The organism is Corallococcus terminator (assembly GCF_003611635.1).
Taxonomy (GTDB): domain Bacteria; phylum Myxococcota; class Myxococcia; order Myxococcales; family Myxococcaceae; genus Corallococcus; species Corallococcus terminator.
In genome coordinates this window covers 1-20301 of record NZ_RAVZ01000017.1, presented here as the reverse complement: position 1 = coordinate 20301, position 20301 = coordinate 1, and the positions used below count along the sequence as shown (strand labels likewise).

13 protein-coding genes and 2 pseudogenes are annotated in these 20301 nt (G+C 67.1%); 7 read left to right on the top strand and 8 right to left on the bottom strand.

The annotated features are described in order from the left end of the window. Positions 1–358 precede the first annotated feature (358 nt). The 3 genes and pseudogenes from D7V88_RS04370 to D7V88_RS04360 form a co-directional block, all read right to left on the bottom strand. Positions 359–1756, bottom strand: a complete 1398-nt coding sequence (locus tag D7V88_RS04370; protein ID WP_120539324.1) for a DUF1552 domain-containing protein — start codon at positions 1754–1756, stop codon at positions 359–361. 5 nt (positions 1757–1761) lie between these two features. After that, positions 1762–4089: a DUF1588 domain-containing protein gene (locus tag D7V88_RS04365; RefSeq protein WP_120539323.1), complete on the bottom strand. Its 2328-nt coding sequence runs from the start codon at positions 4087–4089 to the stop codon at positions 1762–1764. 192 nt (positions 4090–4281) lie between these two features. Then, positions 4282–5056, bottom strand: a pseudogene (locus D7V88_RS04360) (transposase family protein). 151 nt (positions 5057–5207) lie between these two features. Here D7V88_RS04360 and D7V88_RS04355 point away from each other — a divergent pair. The 3 genes from D7V88_RS04355 to D7V88_RS04345 all read left to right on the top strand — a co-directional run bounded on the left by D7V88_RS04355 (position 5208) and on the right by D7V88_RS04345 (position 7958). Next, entirely contained in the window at positions 5208–5654 is a 447-nt protein-coding gene (locus D7V88_RS04355) for a hypothetical protein (protein ID WP_120539322.1), read from the top strand. Between the two features lie 171 nt (positions 5655–5825). Then, positions 5826–7562: an FAD-dependent oxidoreductase gene (locus D7V88_RS04350; RefSeq protein ID WP_244237979.1), complete on the top strand. Its 1737-nt coding sequence runs from the start codon at positions 5826–5828 to the stop codon at positions 7560–7562. 69 nt (positions 7563–7631) lie between these two features. Beyond that, on the top strand, positions 7632–7958 hold the full coding sequence (locus D7V88_RS04345; RefSeq protein ID WP_120539320.1) for a UBP-type zinc finger domain-containing protein: 327 nt from the start codon (positions 7632–7634) through the stop codon (positions 7956–7958). A gap of 456 nt (positions 7959–8414) precedes the next feature. Here the strand turns inward: D7V88_RS04345 and D7V88_RS04340 are convergent, their stop codons facing one another. Further along, a complete protein-coding gene (locus tag D7V88_RS04340; protein WP_208726100.1) occupies positions 8415–9743 on the bottom strand; it encodes a M12 family metallopeptidase in 1329 nt (442 codons plus the stop codon). A gap of 619 nt (positions 9744–10362) precedes the next feature. On the opposite strand from D7V88_RS04340, the gene D7V88_RS04335 reads away from it, so the two are divergent. The 3 genes from D7V88_RS04335 (at position 10363) to D7V88_RS45645 (ending at position 13793) form a co-directional block, all read left to right on the top strand. Beyond that, positions 10363–12789: an FG-GAP-like repeat-containing protein gene (locus D7V88_RS04335; protein WP_120539319.1), complete on the top strand. Its 2427-nt coding sequence runs from the start codon at positions 10363–10365 to the stop codon at positions 12787–12789. 183 nt (positions 12790–12972) lie between these two features. Beyond that, positions 12973–13527, top strand: a complete 555-nt coding sequence (locus tag D7V88_RS04330; protein ID WP_120539318.1) for a dihydrofolate reductase family protein — start codon at positions 12973–12975, stop codon at positions 13525–13527. After that, positions 13524–13793, top strand: coding sequence for a GFA family protein (locus tag D7V88_RS45645; protein WP_120539317.1), 270 nt, complete (start codon positions 13524–13526; stop codon positions 13791–13793). Before D7V88_RS04330 ends, D7V88_RS45645 begins: the two co-directional genes overlap by 4 nt. On the opposite strand, the gene D7V88_RS04320 is transcribed toward D7V88_RS45645, so the two are convergent. The 4 genes from D7V88_RS04320 to D7V88_RS04300 all read right to left on the bottom strand — a co-directional run bounded on the left by D7V88_RS04320 (position 13726) and on the right by D7V88_RS04300 (position 19761). After that, on the bottom strand, positions 13726–15930 hold the full coding sequence (locus D7V88_RS04320) for a M3 family metallopeptidase (RefSeq protein ID WP_120539316.1): 2205 nt from the start codon (positions 15928–15930) through the stop codon (positions 13726–13728). The two genes, D7V88_RS45645 and D7V88_RS04320, sit on opposite strands and share 68 nt — an antisense overlap. 327 nt (positions 15931–16257) lie before the next feature. Beyond that, on the bottom strand, positions 16258–17541 hold the full coding sequence (locus D7V88_RS04315; protein ID WP_158624991.1) for a M23 family metallopeptidase: 1284 nt from the start codon (positions 17539–17541) through the stop codon (positions 16258–16260). Positions 17542–18292: 751 nt separating this feature from the next. Further along, complete coding sequence (locus D7V88_RS04305) at positions 18293–18862, bottom strand: imm11 family protein (protein ID WP_120539314.1); 570 nt, start codon at positions 18860–18862, stop codon at positions 18293–18295. Positions 18863–18984: 122 nt separating this feature from the next. Next, positions 18985–19761 (bottom strand): polymer-forming cytoskeletal protein, encoded by a 777-nt coding sequence (locus tag D7V88_RS04300; protein WP_120539313.1) that lies wholly within the window; start codon positions 19759–19761, stop codon positions 18985–18987. A 331-nt stretch (positions 19762–20092) separates the two neighbouring features. On the opposite strand from D7V88_RS04300, the pseudogene D7V88_RS44220 reads away from it, so the two are divergent. Further along, positions 20093–20301: pseudogene (locus D7V88_RS44220) on the top strand (hypothetical protein); the annotation flags it as partial.

Below are 20301 nucleotides of genomic sequence, written 5' to 3'. Positions count from 1 at the left end.
ACAGGCGGACGAGCGTGTGCATCAGACCGGCGCAGGCGCAGGGCTGGTGCTCCCGGGTAATGTAGGGGCGACTATTTATTCGAGGAGTGGTTGGCAGACCGGGGGGGGCCAGCCCGTACGCCAGCAAATACGACATGGGCGGTAGGAAGGACTGACTCCATCCACTTGAGGGAGGAGTCGTACTCCGCCGGGCAGACGTAGCCCAGAGCTGGGTGGCGCCGCTTAAGTCAGGCGGTGAATCGAGCGAACTTCGCAGCATCCGAGCGGCGTGGCTGGCACTCCACAATCGGAGGGCCCCGCGCCGCGTCCTGTTGGGTGCCTGTGGCGGCGTCACCGCCGCCCAGCCCGCTCTCGCGGCTCAGCCATACAGCTCGCTCAGCGGTCCCGGCGCGATGCGCGTGCTGCCCTCCTGCCCGAAGGTGTTGAAGTCCGCGTCTCCGAACGCGTGGCCGAGCGTGTTGAAGAGGTTGGAGACCTGCCGGTTCCGGGCCGCGTCGTACTTCGGGTACACGACCGTGCGCCCGTCGGTCTTCAGGCCCAGCGCGTTGCCGCCCACCACGAGCTTCGGCCACTCACGCGAGGTCGAGTGGTGCTGCTCGCCGTTATCGGACATGAAGACGATCGCGGTGTGATCCAGCATCGAGCCGCTCGCGCCGACCTCGGGCGTGGCGGCCAGCGTCCTCGCCAGGTTCGCCACCAGTTGCACGTGGCGGCGGGTGACCTCGGCGACGCGCTCCCAGTTCTGCCCCGCATCCAGGCCGTGCTGCAGGCTGTGTCGCGGGATGTCGGCCACGTCCGGGCCGTAGGCCACGTCGAAGCCCGAGGTGCCCGTCGCCAGCACCACCGTGTTCGTCAGCCCGCCCAGGAGGGACGCCGTGGCGATCTGGAACTGCGCCTCGAACCACTTCAGCGAGTCGGGCGGTGAACCCGCGCCGATGATGAGCGGGTTGTCCTTCGGCGCAAGCGGCAGGTAGGGCCGCACGCGGTCCGCCATGCCTGCGAGCTGATCCTCCCGCGTGCGCAGCGACTCGAGCGAGGAGAGGTAGCGCTCCAGCTTCAGCCGCTCGTTGGAGTTGCCGCTGAACTCCGCCAGCGCCTTGCGCGAGTCGGCCAGCGCGAAGTCGAAGAGCATCTTGCGATCGCGCCCATTCGTCGAGCCGCCGAGCAGCGAGCCGAAGGTGCTGTCGAACGCGAGCGACGGGTTGACGATGATGCCCGCGGGCTTGCGGGGTCCGAGCGCGCAGGTCTCGTACACGATCGACACGCGCGCGGAGCTGGTGCCCAGGCGCAGCACGTCGAACGGTGCACCACGGCGCAGGCGAGGTGCGATCACCGCGTCGAAGGTCGCGCCCGCGCCGTTCACCGCGCAGCTCAGCCCGCCCGTCCCGCTGGAGTGCCCGCCGCCCGCGATGAGGTTCGAGAGCCCCAGCAGCACGGCGGAGCGGTTCACCAGGTCGATGTTGCCGGAAGACGCCGCCAGCGGCCCGAGACTGATCGCGCTGGCGAGATTGTCGCCCTCACGCACCAGCGGCGTGTCCTTGTACGCGTCCCAGAAGAGGCGGTCGGAGGTGTTGGCGCGTCCACCCAGCGCCGCGCGGGTGCCCGTGCTCAGGAGCGCGCGGGGGTAGACGCCATTGCACTCGAGGACCAGCACCAGGCGCGCCGGCAAAGCTGACGACTGGGCGTAGACGTCGTGGAAGTAGGGCGCGAAGAGGCCGGCGGCCATGCCCTTCAGGACGGTTCGTCGCGAGAACATGGCAGTCACTCTCCAGCCTGCGGCACACGCCGCGTCTTCCAGGTGTCGCTGGTCATCAGCGTGGTCAGCATCTTGGAGAACGAGCCGTTGTTCTGGTCATAGGCCTGCTCCATCTGCGTCAGCGTGCAGGCGTCGCTCGGGTTCTCCGGACGGGCCATGAAGTAGCGGAAGGCCTGTCTCACGAAGCAGCGTTTCACGTGCCGCGACGTCGCCAGGCGCTCGCTCAACTCCACTGCGTCGCGCACCGCGCCGTCCAGCGCGGGGTCCGGCATCGACGTGAGTGTCGAGCTTCCGTCCGGCGTGGTCCAGCCTCCGCTGGTCGAGTGATCCCGCGCGCGCAGGAAGCCCGCGTGGTTGTAGATCTCGAAGGGCAGGCCGAGCGGCTCCATCAGGCGGTGACAGCCCTGACACTGCGCTCCGGCGGTCGCCTCCTGCAGGCGGCGGCGCGCGTTCTTGTCGGCAGCGTGAGCGCCGACCTGGGCTGCCACCTGCACGCTGCTGAGCGGCGGGACGAAGCCGCACAGGAGGTTCTCGCGCACCCACTTGCCGCGGTGGACGATGGACGGATCGTCCTCGAAGTTGCCGCCGTGCGCGGCCAGCCACACCGGGTGGGTCAGCACGCCCGCGCGCTCGGCGTCTGGCAGCTTCTTCCAGCGGCCCGCGACGGTCGCCGGGAGGATCTCGCTGACGTTGTAGGGGTGCGAGAGGCCCTTATGCGAGTCGTACGCCGCGTTCTGCATGGAGGGCACGTAGAAGGTGCGCGTGGTGAGCAGGTTCGCCAGCACGTCCCGATCCTCGACGACCACCCGCGCGATCAGATCGTCGAACTGCTGGATGAAGGTCGGCTCCAGCGGATGGAAGTTGGTGAGCAGGTTGTCGTACGAGACAGAGCTGATGTAGCCGAGCCCCTCGAGATCGAAGCGCGAGGTCGCCGCCGGGGACTCCTTGAACACCGCGGACACGTGCTCGTAGCCGAGCCACTCGCGGAAGAAGCCCGCGACGCCGTCACCCAGCCAGTACTGCCCGCGCTTGGAGCGCTGCTCCTCGTTGTAGTCCTGCACCAGATCGAAGCGCGGTGTCCCGTTCTGGTTGGCGTCGACGCCGCCCAGGTACTTCTTGATCAGGCCGGTGGTCGTCGCATCCTGCGTGAGCGAGCCATCCTTCGCGGCGGTGGCCACGTCCGCCAGATGCCCCTCGAGGGGCGCGGAGTAGTACGGCCACACGAAGCTCGGCGTGGCCGAGGGCGCGCGCCCCCCAAGCGCGTAGGCCAGTTGCGAGCCCAGCTCGAGGCTGGTCAGCTCCACGCGACCGTTGGCCGGCACGCCGCCCATCTCGCGGCGGAACATGGCGCCGGTCATCATCCACGCGGCGTTGGAGATCCGCGTGATGGAGTCCGCGCGGTTTTGCGGGGAGTTGCTCGGCTCCTGCGCGATGACCGCGGTCGCGAAGGCGGTGAGGCGGGTGAGCTCATCCTCGGTGGGCGGGCGGAAGAAGACGCCGAACTCGAGCATCTGGCCCAGGTGGAAGCGCTTGCAGGTGTCGCTCGGGTTCGAGTCGCTGAACATGCAGTTGAAGCGGCTGTTGGTGTAGACACGCTCCATCCGGTTGCCGTCCGGGTAGTTCATCGTCCACGGCGAGGCGGCCGCGCCGACCACCGGCAGGAAGAGCTCCACCGTGGCCTCGTCCAGCGTCTCGTCCGTGGCCCAGGAGCTGTACTGCTCGATGGCGCTGGGATCGAGCGGGTTGTCGTAGAAGCTGAACCCGGTCCAACTGCGCTCGACCGAGCCACCGACGTTGCGGGTGAACTCGCGCCGGTTCATGCGGCGGATGCGCGTCGGCGCATCCGAGCGCACGCCTTCGGTGCAACTGAAGAGCGCGGACTGATCAAGCAGGTTGGGCTCGGGCACCACGGTCACGGGCGGGCCGCCCGTGCCACTGCAGAGGGGCATCCCCTGCCCGATCCAGGTCTCGAGCGCGGCGAGCTCGGCTGCGCTCGCGCGCTCATGCGGGGCCGGCGGCATCGGAGACGCGTCGTCGCGCATGCGGATGAGCGCGCGCTGGGCGTTGCTGAGCCTCCCATCCATCCCCGAGCTCACCCGCATGTCGTGCAGGGTGCGCAGCGGCATCGTCGCCCCCTGGGCCGGCAGCGCGCCGTGACAACTGGCGCAGCGATTGGCGAGCACCGACTGCACCACGCACGCGGCGCCCAGGTTCCCGCCGGGCTCGCCAGGCTCACCTGGGTTGTTGGGGCCTCCGTTGTTGGGGCTTGGCTCGATGGTGCCCTTGCACGCAACGAGGCTCAACAGTCCGGCCAGCAGGAGGACGCGGTTCATCCGGCAAGACTGGCACGGACGGCGGGGGGGATAGCAAGCAGGCCCTGCCAAACGGGCTCACAGCGCTCCTCAGTCGACGCGAGCAAGGTAGCCCGCGTGGCGGAAGTAGCCCTGGGCGTCGGTGGTGACGCGCCCTCGGTTGCGCGGCACGGCTTGCAGCAGGCGCTGGCCTCGGGGAGCTGAGCCATCCCCTCATATGAAGCCGAGAGCCTCCTGGAAGATGGGGTGGCGGTGAAGAAGTTCGGCGAAGCGCTCGACGAGCGGAAGCAGTTGCTCCTCCTTCATCATGGGGATGGCCTGGTAATACATGCAGCCCTGACGGAAGAGCGAGTAGGTGCGCGTCTTGGCCGTGTTGGCCTTCAATCCCTTCTCCATGCCGAGGCTCTCTCCGGCGGCGCCCAGCAGTGTCAGCAGGACCTGAGCCAATGCGCTCACCAGCAGCAGCCTGTCGCGCCGCTCGGGACGCTTCACGTGCACCGCGGACAACCCCATGCCGAATCTCAAGTCCTTGACGTCCCAGAACGTCTCCTCACACGAGAAGCGCCGGGAGTAGAGGTCCACCACCTGGCGCGCGCTGGCACGGCCCAGGCTGGTGGCCAGACACCACGACTCCTTCATGCCCTTCTGGTGCACCAGCACCAACCGCCGGCACCGGCGTCCGGTCCGCCAGCACCGTCACCTTCAGCGCGTCGATGCGCTCGGCCAGCACGTACGGCACCCACGAGGCCGCCAGTTTCCACACGTCCACCGCCTCGTTGGACAGCAGCCGGTCCACCTGCTTGATGCCGTGCTTCTGCACGCCGCCTCGCGCCCACGCCAGCGCTTGGCCAATCGCGTGCACCGACAGGGACGCGGCCTGCACCACGCCCAACGTCGCATGCGCCAGCGACAGCACTCTCTTTGCGTGCAGGTCTTCCTCGAACAAGTTCTCCAGGGACGCCAGCACCTGCTCTTCGTTGATGGCCACCTTGCGTACCAGCAGGGCCTCTCTTCCTGCACCCCACCACTCCTCCCCGCACGGAGCTGTCAGGGAGGAGGCTGACGATCTGCTCGCTCAATTGCGGGGATCGCTCAGCTCGCTGACTGGCCCGCTGACAAGGGTATCATCGCATGAACCCATGCGACCCCTGCTCACGCTGTCTGCCCGCCTCGCGCTGTTCTTCTCGCTGCTGCTGTGCGCGTGTGCCAGCAACCCGCCGCCAAGGAGCCCCGTGAACCTGAACGATCCCTTTCTCCGACGAGGCGAGGCACTGTTGCGCCATGGCGCGGGCAACGCGGAGTTCTCGCCGACCGAGCCGACTCCCGCTGTCCAGGACCTCGGCGCCCAGGCGGGTTTCGGCCGGCGCAGGACGGCGAGTTCGATCCGGGCGTCGGTCTATTTGTTCAACAACTACAAGGACGCGCGTGTCGCGGAGGACTGGCTGAAGGCACACGTGCCCCAAGGCCTGCAGGGCGACGGAACGGTCAATGGCGACCTGCTCGTGTGGGTGACCGCGGACGCAACGGACGCAACAGCCGGAGCCGTCATCGAAGACCTGATCGGCTCCTTCGCGGGCGAGGAATGAAACAGTGAGTCATCGGCGGCCCCTCTGGCCTGGTGAGAGAGGGTTCGATAAAGCGCTGCCGCCTCTACGGAAGCGGGCGACGCTCAGTGCACGAAAGTGCACCATGCCCATGTTCATGTCGTCTGGGCGTCCCATGTCCATGCTTTGGGCACGCTCATGATTCCCGCTCCCTTGCCCCCAGACCTCGAGTCGCGCCGCTCCCAGATGTTCCCCGTCCTGGATGCCCGGGATCAAGAGCACATGCTGCGCTTCGGTGAGGTCCGGCACGTCCCTGATGGGGAGTGCCTCGTCGCGGCCGGGCAACCGGGCCCTGGGATGTTCGTGGTCGTCCGGGGCCGCGTGGCCATCTCCCGGCGCGATGGCCTGGGGCACTCCATTCTCATCGTGGAGGATGGCCCGGGACAGTTCCTGGGTGAGGTGGCCCAGCTCTCTGGCCGCCCCTCGCTCGTCGACGCTCACGCGGTGGGCGAGGTAGAGGTGCTGGTCATCCCCCCACACCGGCTGCGCGCTCTGATGGTGGCGGAGGCGAACCTCGGCGAGCGCATCATGCGTGCCCTCATCCTGCGCCGTGTGGGCCTTCTCGAAACCGGTGCTGGCGGCCCTGTCCTGGTCGGCCCTCCCGAAAGCGCGGGCAGGGTCCGCCTGGAGGGCTTCCTCTCGCGCAACGGCCACCCGTATCTCGCGCTGGACCCGGAACAGGGGGGCGAGGCGGCCTTGCTGATCGAGCGCTACGCGCCACGCGTGGAGGAGTTTCCGCTCGTGGTGTGCCCCGATGGCTCGGTCTTGAAGAACCCCTCGGAGAGCACCCTTGCCCGAACGCTCGGCCTGCTTCCGGAGGGGGCCTTCGAGACGCACTATGACGTTGCCGTGGTGGGGGCGGGTCCCGCGGGGCTCTCCACCGCCGTGTACGCGGCCTCCGAGGGGCTGCGGGTACTCGTCCTGGATCAGCGGGCCTTCGGAGGGCAGGCGGGCGCCAGTTCACGCATCGAGAACTATCTGGGCTTCCCCACGGGCATCACCGGTCAGGCCCTCACCGCGCGCGCCTATGTGCAGGCCCAGAAGTTCGGCGTGGAGATGGCCATTCCGGCGCAGGTCGCCACCCTGCGCTGCGCGGACCCTGATGCGTCGCTCGCGCTCGAGCTGACCGACGGGCGCACGGTGCGCACGCGGACCGTGGTGGTGGCCAGCGGCGCACGCTACCGCCGCCCCGCGCTCGCGAACCTCGCCCAGTTCGAAGGCCGTGGGGTCTTCTACTGGGCCAGCCCCATCGAAGCGCGCATGTGCGACGGCGAGGAGGTCGTGCTCGTCGGCGGTGGCAACTCCGCGGGCCAGGCGGCCGTATTCCTCGCGAACCACGCGCGTCGGGTTCGCGTGCTCGTGCGGGGCCCGGAGCTCGCCGCGAGCATGTCCAGCTACCTGGTCGAGCGCCTGGCCGCATCCCCTCGCATTGAGCTGCTGCTGGAGACGGAGGTCGTGGCGCTGGCCGGCTCGGACGAACGGGGCCTGCGGAGTGTGCGCTGGCGGCACCTGCCCAGCGGGCGGGAGGAGGAGCACGAGGTGCGTCATCTCTTCCTCTTCATCGGGGCGGACCCGGCCACGGATTGGCTCACGGGCTGCGGTGTCGCGCTGGACGCGAAGGGATTCGTGCGCACGGGCGTGGCGCCCGGCGAGCAGCCACTCCATGCGGAAGCCTGGGCGGCCATCGGGCGGGCACCGTTCGCGTTGGAGACGACCCTGCCCGGCGTCTTCGCCATCGGCGATGCGCGTTCGGACTCGGTCAAGCGGGTGGGCGCGGCGATCGGCGAGGGCTCGGCCGTGGTGTCGCAGGTGCATTCCTGCCTGGCTTCCACCCGAGCGTCCGAATCCCGACGCGCCAGCACGCAGGGGCCGCCACACGCATTGCGATAGGCCCTCTCATATCCCCGATGTTCGACACCCGGGGCCCTCGGATGCAGGCCCTCACACGGAGCGCGAGCCATGAAGAAGGCATGTTCCCACCTGGAAGCGACCGCGCATCAGCGGACGGATCCCATCCACCCCACCGGCCACGGATGTGTCGAGTGTCTGAGGGACGGAGGTGAATGGGTCCATCTCAGGCTGTGCCTGACCTGCGGGCACGTGGGCTGCTGCGACGACTCGCCGTCACGCCACGCGACCCGGCACTTCCACGCCAGCTCCCACCCGGTCATCAAATCCTTCGAGCCTGGGGAGGACTGGGCCTGGTGCTTCGTGGACGAGCAGCTCCTCGAGCAGATCCCCACCTTTCCAGGCGAGTCGCCGTCGGTGCATTACTCAGCCACATGAGCGTGCCCCCCAAGGGGGCTCAAGCAGCATTGGGCGTGGCCCGGTTGCGTAGACAGGTTGGTTGCGCTGCCAGCCTCTTCGTTGTGGCCATTCGCTCGAACTCAACAGGGCTGTCTTGGGTGGATTCAACGGGTTGTCGCAACACTCGAAGCTGAGGAGTTGCGATGGCTGCAAGGATTCGTCGACGGTCTGCCCAAGCTGGACGCCCTCCCATGTCGTCGCCCGGTCGTCCATCCGTAGGGCGGCGTGAGCACCGAGAACGCTTCTGGTTGGCGATCGCCCAGGGGCCGTCTTCCGCTTCATCAAGGACTGGTATAACCCGCTCCGACGCCACTCCGCGCTCGACTACGAGTCACCCGCTGGTTACGAGAAGACGCACCGCGCTGCCGCTTGAGGGCGAAAGCGCGGAACGCTCTGCGGAACCGGGGCAACTTCACCTCGGCCCTACCCCGTCCCTCAGTAGAAGGTGATGGTGAACTGCTCCCATTGCCCCACGGCGGCGCCGGCGGCATACACCGAGCCGTCGCCACCGTTATCGGCATACAGGTAGCGGGGATTGAGGAGTTCGTTCGTCGACAGGGCCACGGTGTCTCCGGTGCCGATGGTGAGCAGGCCCGTGCCGGCTATCTTCAAGATGCGGAAGGTTTCATAGTTGCCAGGCGCCGTGGGGGTGGCTGTCACCCCCGCGCCGCCACCGTTCACGGCCATGACATAGTTACCTGAGGCCGTCTGCAGGTGGATGAGGTCTCCGGTCTGCAACTCGAAGCCGTTGCGGTCCACCAGTTGGAACCGCTCCCAGGCACCCACGGCGGCACGATTGGCGTTCACCGCGCCGCCGCCGCCGCCCTCGGCCACCACGTAGTGGCCGCGCAAGGCACGCAGGGAGATGGTTCTCGAATAGAGACGCGCCACGGTTGCCGCATCCGTGATGCTCAGCGAATCGCGCTGCCCGATGGCCTGCCCCCCCAGTGGTTCGATGGTGGGTAGCCCATTCCTCGAGAACGCCGTCCTCGGGTAGTGCATGATGGAGCCGTAGTCATAGGCGAGGATGTCGTCACCGTCGGCGATCTGCTGGCTGAAGTTCTGCTCATAGCCCGCGGTGATGTTCTCGGGCCGGATGAGCACGTAGTTATTGCGGTCCTCGCGCGACTGCTCGTGCCACAGACCCAGGGCGTGTCCGATTTCATGGATGATGTTGCCCGTGCTGCACGCGGCCTCCAGCGACACCATCTGCCTGCCACCAATCCGTCCCACGTGGGCACTGCACCCGGTGCCCGTCTGGAAGTTGACGTAGTTCGGGTACAGCGCCGCATTGAGCACGTTGCGCTGCACGAAGCGCAGGTGCGTACGCTGTTGCCAGTGATTGATGGCATCCGTGATTCGCGCCTGGTTTGGCACAGCCGCGTCGATGGTGTAGGGCACCTCGGAGTTGGGCCAGCGGAAGTTTGCCCCGGTGATGGCCACGCCCTGGGCCTGGACCCCCGGGGCGTCGAGACCTCCCCGGGCCTTCACCTCGCGCACGCGCGCCTCCATCTCCTCCACCGTGCCGAGAACCATGTCTCCATCGAGGATGGCCAGTCCATCCACCTCGGCGTACTTCACTGGCACCAGCTTCCCTCTCGCGGCGTTCCAGGCGTAGCCCTCGCGAACCGGGGCGCCAGCCGGCACTCGGGCCATCTCCGGGTCCAGGGCGGGACGCGACTCCAGTCCCTCACCGCAAGCGGTGAGCAGCAGGCTGGGGATGAACAGTGCAACCAGCGCGGACTTCAATGTGCTTCGAAGCATGGTGCCTCCTTTCCGGAAGGCATTCCGGGGAACAGGAGACAACCACATCACTCTGACATTTGTCGTTTGAATTAAAGACCCTCATCAATTCGCGACATGCCCCGGCGCCTCCGCCGAATGAAGGAGATGCACTGCGTCTGCATTTATGAGCGCCAAGGCGGACGGGCACATGTGGATTCCCCGTATATGTCATAGCGCCAGGACTCGGGTTCCAGGCGTAACGGCGGTTCATGACAAGCCCAGGCGCGAGAGTTCCAGCCACACGAGCAGCCCCCTTCTACTTCGCGGACGTGCGGGAACAGATGATGACTGGCACTTGCGGTTGTGCTGGCGTCACCTCCGCTCGAAGGTCTGACGCCTGGCCACGCTCCTGGGGCTCACCGGCGCAGTCGGAGGTGCGCTGTGCCCCCCTCATCCCCCCGATTCGCGGAGGCGCTCAAATGCATGTCATGGACTCTGTGTCCATGGTTCTCAAGTGCTTTCTGGCTGGTCGCCAGAGGACGCTGGCCATTTGCATATTGCTGGAAAAGCGGGAGGGAGAAAGGAATAGTGTCTTTCATTCCATGGGGGGGAGATGATCCATTCCGGGTTCCATCCTGCTCATTGGGGGAGAAACAAGATGCGAAGCCGTCAAGGTGTGCTGTGGTCGTGGGGGCTGGGCGTGACACTGGCCTTGTCACTGGGCGCTTGCGGTGTGGAGCCCCTCGACGAAGGGGCAGAGCCTGGAAGCGATGAGGCGTTGACGCAGGTGAGCCAGGAGCTCGCGCCGCCGTGGGACTTGTATGCGGACGCGGTGGCGCCGGGCACCACGCCGGCGGTGCTCCACCCGAACAGGGCGCTGGGCGCACCGGACGGGCAGCGGGCGACGATACCGGGCCTGCTCACCTCGGCGCTGGTGCTGGACCTGGGGCAGGGCGAGGAGGGCACCGGCGACCTGCGCGTCTATTACCATGGCCTGTCGGTGTTCCTGGTGGCCCAGGTGGACTTCCTGAAGGCGGATGGGACCCACGTCGGCTCCAGCCTGCTGCACATGGGCCTGGGGACCCATGTCGCGGTGGCGAGGTACCTCGGGACCTACCCCTATCGCTACGTGCGCCTGCGGGGCGCGTTGTTAGGGATCTATCAGGTGGACGCGGTGGAGACGTCCATCCGGCCCTTCTGTGGTGACGGGGTGATGGGGGGAGCCGAAACCTGTGACGACGGCAATCAACTCTCGGGAGACGGCTGTAACAGTGTCTGCCAGGTGGAGCCGGGCTACACCTGCACGGGACAGCCGACAGTGTGTACCGACATCGACGAGTGCGCCGCCGGTACCGACAACTGCAACGAAAACGCCTCCTGCACCAACACCGGGGGCTCCTTCACCTGCGCCTGCAATGCGGGGTACGCGGGCGACGGCGTGACCTGCGCCGACATCGACGAGTGCGCCGCCGGTACCGACAACTGCAACGAAAACGCCTCCTGCACCAACACCGGGGGCTCCTTCACCTGCGCCTGCAATGCGGGGTACGCGGGCGACGGCGTGACCTGCACCGACATCGACGAGTGCGCCGCCGGTACCGACAACTGCAACGAAAACGCCTCCTGCACCAACAGCGGAGGCTCCTTCACCTGCGCCTGCAATGCGGGGTACGAGGGCGACGGCGTGACCTGCACCAACATCGACGAGTGCGCCGCAAACCCCTGCCTGAACGGTGGCACCTGCATCGACGGCGTGGGTAGCTACACCTGCAAGTGCGCGCCCACCTACGAGGGGAACATCTGCCAGTCTTGCTCAGGCACCCTCGCGGACTGCAACGCGAACTCGTCCGACGGCTGCGAGGTGAACCTCCAGAGCGACGCCAACAGTTGCGGCGCCTGCGGCATCGTGTGCTCGACGGGACAGATATGCTCGAACGCCACCTGCCAGACCGCCCCCACCGAACAGGTCCCCGGCACGCCGGTCAGCTCCCCCGCGAACCACAGCCCGCTGGCCCCGGCGGTCGCCGATGTGAATGGCGACGGCAAGCTCGACATCCTGGTGGCCAATGCCGAATCCGGGTCGACCCAGACTCCCTCTGGCTCGCTCTCCGTCTTCCTGGGGAATGGCGACGCCAGCGTCCAGTCGGAGGTCAACTACGGGAGCGCCTCGCTCTCCAGCAACGCGGTGGTGGCCGTGGACGTGGACGGCGACGGGTGGCTCGACGCCGTCACCGTCAACGGCCAGACCAACCTGCCCCTCATCAACGGAAACATCAGCGTCTACAAGAACCTGGGCTCGAGCGCGCCCGGGACCTTCGGCGCGCCGACGAGCTTCACCACGGGCACCCCGGGCTCCGTCCACCTCTGCACCGGAGACTTCGATTCCAACGGGGTGGCTGACATCGCCACGACAAGCGTGACCCAGAACCAGGTGAGCGTGCTGTTCGGCACCGGCGCGGGCAACTTCGGCGCGCCCACGTTCATCGGCATCCAGAGCACCGGCGGCGCTCAGTCGACCATCGCCTGCCGTGACCTGAATGGCGATGGCTTCTCCGACATCGTGGTGACGAGCCCCGCCAGCGCACGCCTGTCGGTCCTCATCAACCAGGGAGACGGCACGTTCGCCGCACCCGTCGCCTACAGCAATTCCGCCAGCGGCCAGACAGCGGGCATCGCCTTCGGCGACGCCAACGGCGACGGCACGCTCGACATCCTCTCGAACGGCGCGGCCGGCCGGTTCCTCTTCTACTTCAGAGGCAACGGCAACGGCACCTTCGCGAGCGGCGCTCAGTCAACCGCCGCGACCAATACGGCCGCCAACTCGGCGCTGGGCGTCGTGGCCGGTGACTTCAACGGCGATGGCAAGCTCGACGCCTACATCCTCGTGACAGCGGCCTCGGGCGGCGTCCGCCCGATGACCGGCAACGGCAACGGAGGCTTCACCGCGGGCACCGTCGTCACGACCGGCGCCTCGCCTGGCCTCAACGCCATCGCCACCGCGGACATGGACGCGGATGGGTACGCCGATCTCATCCTGACCAACAGGGGCTCCGGCACCGTGACCGTGGTCCCCAACGGACTCTAAGTCGCTGTCCGCGATACCGCGATGGGGCGGCGTGCTCTGATTTCAGCGCGGTTTCGGTAGGAGAATCGGTGCGCCGCGTGCTTCGCGCGCGGCGCACCGAAAGACGCGCAGGCGCCTGACGGGCATTGCGTCGGTGGCTCGGGCTGCTGCGCGCTAGGCGCGCTTTTCGTAGAATCCCACGCCATGAACCTCCTCACCTTCGGTCTCAACGTAACTTTGGACGGGTGCATCGATCACACCCAGGGCATCGCGGACGACGAGCTGCACGACTATTGGACGCAGCTCATGGATCAGAGCGGGGCGATGCTCTTCGGGCGCAACACCTACGAGCTGATGGAGGGAGCCTGGCCCGCGGTGGCACGCGACGAAAAGGCGCCGCGCGCGATGCGCGAGTGGGCACAGAAGCTCGAGGCGAAGGCGAAGTACGTCGTGTCGGGCTCGCGGAGCGACTTTCCGTGGCAGAACACGATCAAGGTGGAGGGTGACCTTCGCGAGGCGATCTCGGCGCTGAAAGCGAAGACCGAGCGGGGTGTCCTCGTCGGAGCGCCCAAGCTCGCGGCTGCGCTCGAGGAGTTGGGGCTCATCGACGAGTACCGCCTCGTCGTTCATCCCATCATCAGTGGCCGCGGGCCGACGTTGTTTCATGGCCTGTCGAGTGCGCGGCATCTCGAGCTCCTATCGACGCAGCGGTTCAAGTCCGGCGTGCAGGCGCTCCACTTCCGTCGCAAAGCGGGATGACCGTGGAAGGACCCGAGCGCTTCACCGTCGGCTGCCTGTGCGGCAGCGTCCGCATCGTCGCGCCGGGACGGCCGTACCGCGTCGGCGTGTGCCACTGCCTCGACTGCCCTGCCAACCGGCAGGGCCTTTTTGTTCAACAAGGGCCTCGCGATGAATATCGCGAGGCCTTCGTGTTCAAGCCCCTGAACCCCAAGGGATTCAGGGCTGCGACTTCGTCTGCGCGGCGGCGGGCACCGGGAAGCCGCGCTTGCGCATCAGCGCGTTGATGCCGGCGTCGCGGCCGCGGAACGCGCGGTAGCCCTCCGCCGGGTCCACGGTGTTGCCCACGGAGAAGACGCTCTTGCGCAGCTTCTCCGCCACCGCCTTGTCGTACGCGCCCTTGCCCTCGGTGAAGCCCTCGAAGGCGTCCGCCGTCAGCGTGTCGGACCACAGGTAGCTGTAGTAGCCCGCCGAGTAGCCATCGCTCGCGAAGACGTGGCCGAACTGCGGCGTGCGATGGCGCATCACGATTTCCCTGGGCATGCCCAGCGCCTTGAGCGTGTCGCGCTCGAAGGCATCCGCGTCGATGCTCACGTCGCCCGCCAGGTGCAGCTTCATGTCCACCAGCGCGGAGGACAGGTACTCCACCGTGCCGAAGCCCTGATTGAACGTCGCGGCCTTCTCGATGCGCGCCACCAGCGCCGGGGGGATGGGCTTGCCCGTCTGGTAGTGCAGCGCGAAGGTGTTGAGCACCTGGGGCGTGGACAGCCAGTGCTCCAGGAGCTGCGAGGGGAACTCCACGTAGTCGCGCGCGACGCTGGTGCCGGCCAGCGACGGATACGACACCGACGAGCTGAGGCCGTGCAGCGCGTGGCCGAACTCGTGGAACAGCGTGCTCGCATCCTCCCAGGAGATGAGCACCGGCTCGCCGGGCGCGCCCTTCACGAAGTTGGAGTTGTTGGAGACGAGGGTCGTCACCTCACCCTTGAACCGCTCCTGGTTGCGGTACGCGTTCATCCACGCGCCGGAGCGCTTGCCCGGCCGCGCGTACGGGTCGAAGTACCACAGGCCCACGTGACGGCCGGAGGCCTGGTCCTTCACCTCCCAGACACGGACATCCGGATGGTAGACGGGCACGTCCGTCACCGGCGTGAAGGCGAAGCCGAACAGCTCACCGGCCACCCAGAACATGCCCTCGCGCAGCTTCTCCAGTTGGAGGTAGGGCTTCACCTCGTTCTGGTCCAGGTCGTACTTCGCCTTGCGGACCTTCTCCGCGTAGAAGCGGTAGTCCCAGGGCTCGATCTTCAGCTTTGCGCGCTCCTTGTCAGCCACTTTTTGCATGTCCACCACCTCCTCGCGGACACGGGCCACGGCGGGCTTCCACACCGCCTCCATCAGCTCCATGGCGCGCTCGGGCGTCCGGGCCATGGCGTTCTCCAGGCGCCAGTGCGCGTGCGTGGCGTAGCCCAGGAGCTTCGCGCGCTCGGCGCGCAGCTTGAGGACCTCCGGGATGATGGCGTTGTTGTCGCGCGCATCCCCGTTGTCGCCCCGGTTGACGTAGTTGCGCCAGACCTTCTCGCGCAGGTCGCGGCGCGACGAATAGGTCAGGAACGGCTCCATGGAGGAGCGCGTGTTGGTGATGATCCACTTGCCCTTCTGCCCCCGCGCCTCGGCCGCGGCGGCGGCGCCCGCGCGCACGGAGTCCGGCAGGCCCGCCAGGTCCGCCTCGGACTCCAGGACGACGGTGTAGCCCTCCTCGTCACCGAGCACGTGCTGGCTGAAGGACGTGTAGAGCGACGCCAGGCGCTGGTTGATGGCGCCCATCCGCGCCTTGGCCGCCGCGTCCAGCTTCGCGCCGGAGCGCACGAAGCGCGTGTGGTGCAGCCACGCCAGGCGCTGCTGCTCCGGCGTCAGCTTCGCCTTGTCGGGGGACTGGTAGACGGCTTCGATGCGGCGGAAGAGGCCCTCGTTCTGGAAGACTTCGTCCTCGAAGGCGGCGAAGCGGGGCGCCATCTCCCGCTCCACGGCCTGGAACTCCGGGCTGCTCAGCGACGAGCCCCAGATGCCGTAGAGCGTCCTCTCTTTGGCGTACGTCCGGCCCGCGTCCTCCAGCGCGGCCAGCGTGTTCTCGAAGTCGGGCGCGGCGGGGTTGCTGACGATGGCGTCCAGCTCCCGGCGGTACGCGTCCATCGCCGCGGAGATTGCGAGCTTGAAGGTGTCCACCTTCACCTGGGCGAAGGGAGGCACGCCGCCGTACGGGCCGGACCACTTCCCCGGCAGGGCAGTCCGGGCTGCACCCGGCGCGGCGGCCTCGCTCGTGGGGGCCGGCGCGGCGACTTCGGGGCGGGCCTCCGGGGACGTCGTCGCACAGCCGGAGGAGACGAGCGCGGCCACACCCGCGCTGGCGAAGAAGAGGTTACGCATGAAAGGGGGTTCTCCCGACGAAAAGGGGTGTCCACCAAAGCATGGACTCGGGGCCCCCAACACGTTCTGAAGGCCGCGTCTTCCCGACCGAGGACAGACGCCCCACCGGCCGGGTGACGCTCAGACACCCTGGAATCTGGTGAGGTTCGACCGGGGTGGATCTGGCGTGCAGGGAGAATCCCTCCAGGAACGCCGGGCGCGCAGGCGCCCACACGATTCGTCAGGGGCGCGGCGTGCGCTTCGGTGCTAGCGCACCCCGCGGGTGGCAGGCTCGCCAGCGCGTTTCCGCCAGCGAGCGCTGAGTGATGCTGGGTGGCGCTCCGTCCTTCAGGGGGCGCTCACCGTCAGGATGAAGTTGTCGTACCAGATGTCACTGCGACCCCCTGCGTTGTAATCGCCCAGACGCACGATGATCTGCTTGCCGATGGGCCCCCCGGAGGCTGGCGTAATGTAGGTAACCCCCTGCGTCGGCACCCAGCCGGTGGCTCCGTCGACGCTGATGGCCTGGGTGCTCAGGGCGACGAAGCTTCCCAGGCTGTTATCGATGTTCGCGTATCCAATCTGGTAGGGAATGGTTCCCAGGTTGTCCGCTCCGCCAGAGGCCCGGCTGGCGAAGACGTATCGGGTGTTGGCTTTGAAGCGGGCGCTGAGCAACTGCCCCACCGTCTCGGTGGTGCCCGCTGAGTAATACCCGAACTTGCTTCCCAGATCCCCGTTGTTGGATTTGGGGTAGGATGTATGGAACGCCCAGGCGCCTCGGGGGCCCCAGGATTGGATGTACCCGTGCTGGCTGGCAGACGTCGTCTCGATGTCGACGTTCAGCAAGGAGGGAGGAGGCTCCCAGTTCGAGCAGAGCGTGTCGCACTGGTTGCCGCGGAGGGCCGCGCACGCCGAGGGTTCCATCGAAGGGCCGCACCAGTTGTTGACGATGGCGTCCCAGTTCTGGCACTGCGTGTTCCACCCCGCGCTTTGGTAGTGGGTGAGGATATCGTTGCGCACCGAGAGGATGCACTGGGCGCACTGCGACTGCGCATCACAGGCTGGCGTCTTCGTCACCGTGTTCCCGCTCACCAAGCCATAGCAGGAGAGCGAGCCGTTCCGAAGACAGTCGCCCATCGTCTCGGGGACGACTCCCACGGCCTGCGCGTCTCCTGGCCACCGGGCGCCCTGATACAGGGTCAGGTGCAGGTGGACCTCCGTGGTGCCACTCGAGCCCACGGAGCCGATGACGCTGCTGGTGCCTACAAGCGTGCCATTGGCCAGCGTGACCGGGGCTCTCAGGTGGGCATACAGTGATTGATAGCCGTTCTGATGATCGACCATGACGTAGTTGCCGTAATCGCCGAGGTTGCCGGTTTGGAAGATGCGGCCGGGTGCTACGGGGTATACCGAAGTGCCCAGGGGCAGGTAGAAGTCGAGCGAGTAGAAATCCTTGGCGCAGTGCCAACCCGAGCCATAGGCCTGGGCAATGGTGATGTTCCCCCCGGTGGCCCACGGAAGGCGCATGGGAAAACCCTCCGCCTTGTTGATGCAGTTGGTGCAGTCGACCTGGCAGGCCGCCTGGGCCGCGGGGGCAACCAGGATGAGCACCAGCAGAGAGAGCGTGGTCAACGCTCCCCAGCACGCCGGACGAGATACAAGTGACAGTTTCACTGTGACTCCGTGCATGGATGTATTCACTACCAGAACGAGTCTCGGCACGGCCTTGAGCACGTGTCCAGAATGCTTCCGCCCCGCACGGTCCTTCCATCTGTCGGAGACATGGAGCCACCGTCGACGAGCGCGGACGGCCTCCCCTGCACGAAAGCGTCAGCCCCAGCCCCACTTCCTGCGGGGGGCAGCGGGTGTGGCAGGGCTTCTTCGCGGAAGATCTGCAGCCCATCCATGACTGTTGCCACGCATAGGGCGAATAGAAGGCCTGTTGAGGGTGGGGGCTGGAGCAGAGGTGCCGAAGAGGGACGCTGACGGGTGCCGCCGAGCTGTGCGCCTGGCCGGTGGAGAAGCCGTGCAGCCCTCATGGGGCACACGCCCGCTCAGGCCGCGCTTCCCTCAGGGGCGCGGCAGGGGGCTTGGGCATGGGGGCCACTGCGGCCTGGCGCTCAACACCACGCGCTCTGGAGTGGCCCCCGTGCTGGGGCCAGTCTCCCAGGCCGCGTGGGCAGTCCCAGGTGCTCCAGGATGGCACGCACCCCACTGGGAGCCGTCAGATACGCCAGCACCCGGCGCCTGCCTCTACACCTGCCGCAGGCGAAGACGTCCAGCGCGAAACTCCTGCTTGAGCAACCCGGCCCCATCCAGCCGCAGCGTGCGCTCCTGTCTCGTCGCTGCTAGAGGCAGCTCGCGTGGCTCTTCCCACTCCGGTCTAGACTTCCTCGAAGTCCAAACCCGTGACCTTGTTGTTCTCCAGGAGCTGCTTGATGTGCTCCGAGACGATGAGCGCGTCGGACCAACCCCAGGTGCGAAACACCTGGAAGTGGCCGACCTTCCTCGGGTCAATTCGCATCCCGATGATGCTGCGATAGTGGCCAGGTTTGCCCGGTTGCCCATCCTCTGGTTTCCAGACCTGTATCTCTTTCGATGCCTTGTCATCGATGCATCGGATGAGTTTCGTGGCCACCAGAACACTGTACTCACCTGAGCCGCCTTTGACGCTCACGGGCAGCAGTTGAACTTCCGGGGAGGCATACTCCGCGAGATGGGTTGCCATCCTGTGGTGGACCACGGGAACCCTGCCGGCGCCTGCCAGGGTGAAGTCGCGCCGACGCCCCTGCTCTCGAACACGAAGCTTCAGGAGGTCAGGGGCATGGACGGGCCGGCCCGAGGTGAACTCCGTCGCGTCTTCCAGTTCCTTGCCCTGTGCGTCCATCAGGGGGCCTAGGGACCAGTCACCGGCCTGCACAGCTTCGTTGAGCCTGAAGTACCGAGTCTGCATGGTGGACTTCCCAATGACCTCATTCGCCTTGAATCAGAAGCTTCTGGAGTTGCGTCCCCGGAGTCTGGGAGCGGCAGTCCGTGGGCCTCTACGAGAAGAAGATGTCCGCGCGCCCATCCTCGTCACTTCCGCCGCCGACTCGGCGGAGCCTCCGCCAGCACGGATTGGCCGCGCCGGACGAACGCGGCGAGCTTCTCCGGGTCGATGGCGTCGATCCACGGCTCATCCGGGTCCGCCTCGTCGCCTTCCTCGTCCTCGAACATCTCGTCCGCGAAGACCTTCAGCAGCTTGGGCGAGAGGCGTTCGCGGACCTCGCGAGTTGTCTCCTCGATGAAGGCGTACTTCTGCTGGCTCCGGATGTGCTTCGCGTCTCCCGTGACGAGTCGTGCCTTCACGCCTCCATGCACCTTCACCGCGTGGTAGTTCGTGTAGACGAAGGGGGCACGGACGTCTCCGAAGACCTCGCAGCAAGCATCGTTGTCGATGAAAAGGATTGACCGCTCGGCGATCAGGTCCCCGTGAACCTCAAGAAACCCCTTCGTGATGACATCCCCCGCGCGCAGGGTGCCTGTTACGACCACGACGGACCCGGGGTCGAGCGAGTCTTCGTAGCGTCCCTTCACGATGAGGTCTCCCTCGACGATCAAGAGGCCCATCCGAGGTCTCCGTCCGGTCGAGAGTTCGTCGAGGACGAGCTGTCCCTCGTGGTGGATGATGTCGCAGTCCGAGCACTCTCCGGCGAGGCGCTGCGCGGCGAAGCGCCTGGCTTCGCGGAGCGTGCTCGACTTCGCGAACCTCCCACGAACGGTCCGCTTCAGGAGTGATGGGACTCCCTCCGGCGTGAGGGTTCCCGTGCTGAGGCGCTTTGCCTTCGGGCCGGGATGCTTCGTGGTGGGCATGTCTCCACGATATAGCGCGGTGCCCCTCTGTGTATGTGAACTCTGGCGGGAGATTCGCGCCCAGGGTTTTCGTGGCACCTCACGTCAGGTCCACCGTTGGCTCCAAATGCGACGGACCGCTCCGCCACGCTTCGGCGCACGCAGCGACCCCGGCGGCAATTGGTGGTCGACGGGCACACGCCCCGACGCGCTCGCCTCGCCGAAGCAATGGGTGTGGCTGTTCGTGCGCTCGCGAGGCATCGCACGCGGAGCCGAGCCAACGAAGTCCTGTCAGCCCTTTGAAGCGTGGCTGACCAAGGCTCGCAGGTGCGGTGTGCGCGCGATGGAAACCTTCGCGAAAGGACTCGAACAGAGCCGGCGATGTCGTCCGGGCCGCGCTGACGTCTCCCTGGAGTAACGCCCAGTCCGAGGGTCAACTCACGAAGCTCAGGCTTCTCAAGCGTCAGATGTACGGCCGAGCCAGCTTCGACCTGCTGCGTCGTCGCGCGCCCCCTCCGGCCGCCTGCGCCGGTACTCCCACCCGTGCTCCCCCACCTGCCC

What these genes read in the sequence shown, in the direction of transcription:
- D7V88_RS04320 (WP_120539316.1), bottom strand. Translation starts at nt 15,930, where the DNA reads ATGCGTAACCTCTTCTTCGCCAGCGCGGGTGTGGCCGCGCTCGTCTCC.
- D7V88_RS04345 (WP_120539320.1), top strand. Translation starts at nt 7,632, where the DNA reads ATGAAGAAGGCATGTTCCCACCTGGAAGCGACCGCGCATCAGCGGACG.
- D7V88_RS04300 (WP_120539313.1), bottom strand. Translation starts at nt 19,761, where the DNA reads ATGCCCACCACGAAGCATCCCGGCCCGAAGGCAAAGCGCCTCAGCACG.
- D7V88_RS04305 (WP_120539314.1), bottom strand. Translation starts at nt 18,862, where the DNA reads ATGCAGACTCGGTACTTCAGGCTCAACGAAGCTGTGCAGGCCGGTGAC.
- D7V88_RS04365 (WP_120539323.1), bottom strand. Translation starts at nt 4,089, where the DNA reads ATGAACCGCGTCCTCCTGCTGGCCGGACTGTTGAGCCTCGTTGCGTGC.
- D7V88_RS04355 (WP_120539322.1), top strand. Translation starts at nt 5,208, where the DNA reads ATGCGACCCCTGCTCACGCTGTCTGCCCGCCTCGCGCTGTTCTTCTCG.
- D7V88_RS04330 (WP_120539318.1), top strand. Translation starts at nt 12,973, where the DNA reads ATGAACCTCCTCACCTTCGGTCTCAACGTAACTTTGGACGGGTGCATC.
- D7V88_RS45645 (WP_120539317.1), top strand. Translation starts at nt 13,524, where the DNA reads ATGACCGTGGAAGGACCCGAGCGCTTCACCGTCGGCTGCCTGTGCGGC.
- D7V88_RS04340 (WP_208726100.1), bottom strand. Translation starts at nt 9,743, where the DNA reads ATGCTTCGAAGCACATTGAAGTCCGCGCTGGTTGCACTGTTCATCCCC.
- D7V88_RS04335 (WP_120539319.1), top strand. Translation starts at nt 10,363, where the DNA reads ATGCGAAGCCGTCAAGGTGTGCTGTGGTCGTGGGGGCTGGGCGTGACA.
- D7V88_RS04370 (WP_120539324.1), bottom strand. Translation starts at nt 1,756, where the DNA reads ATGTTCTCGCGACGAACCGTCCTGAAGGGCATGGCCGCCGGCCTCTTC.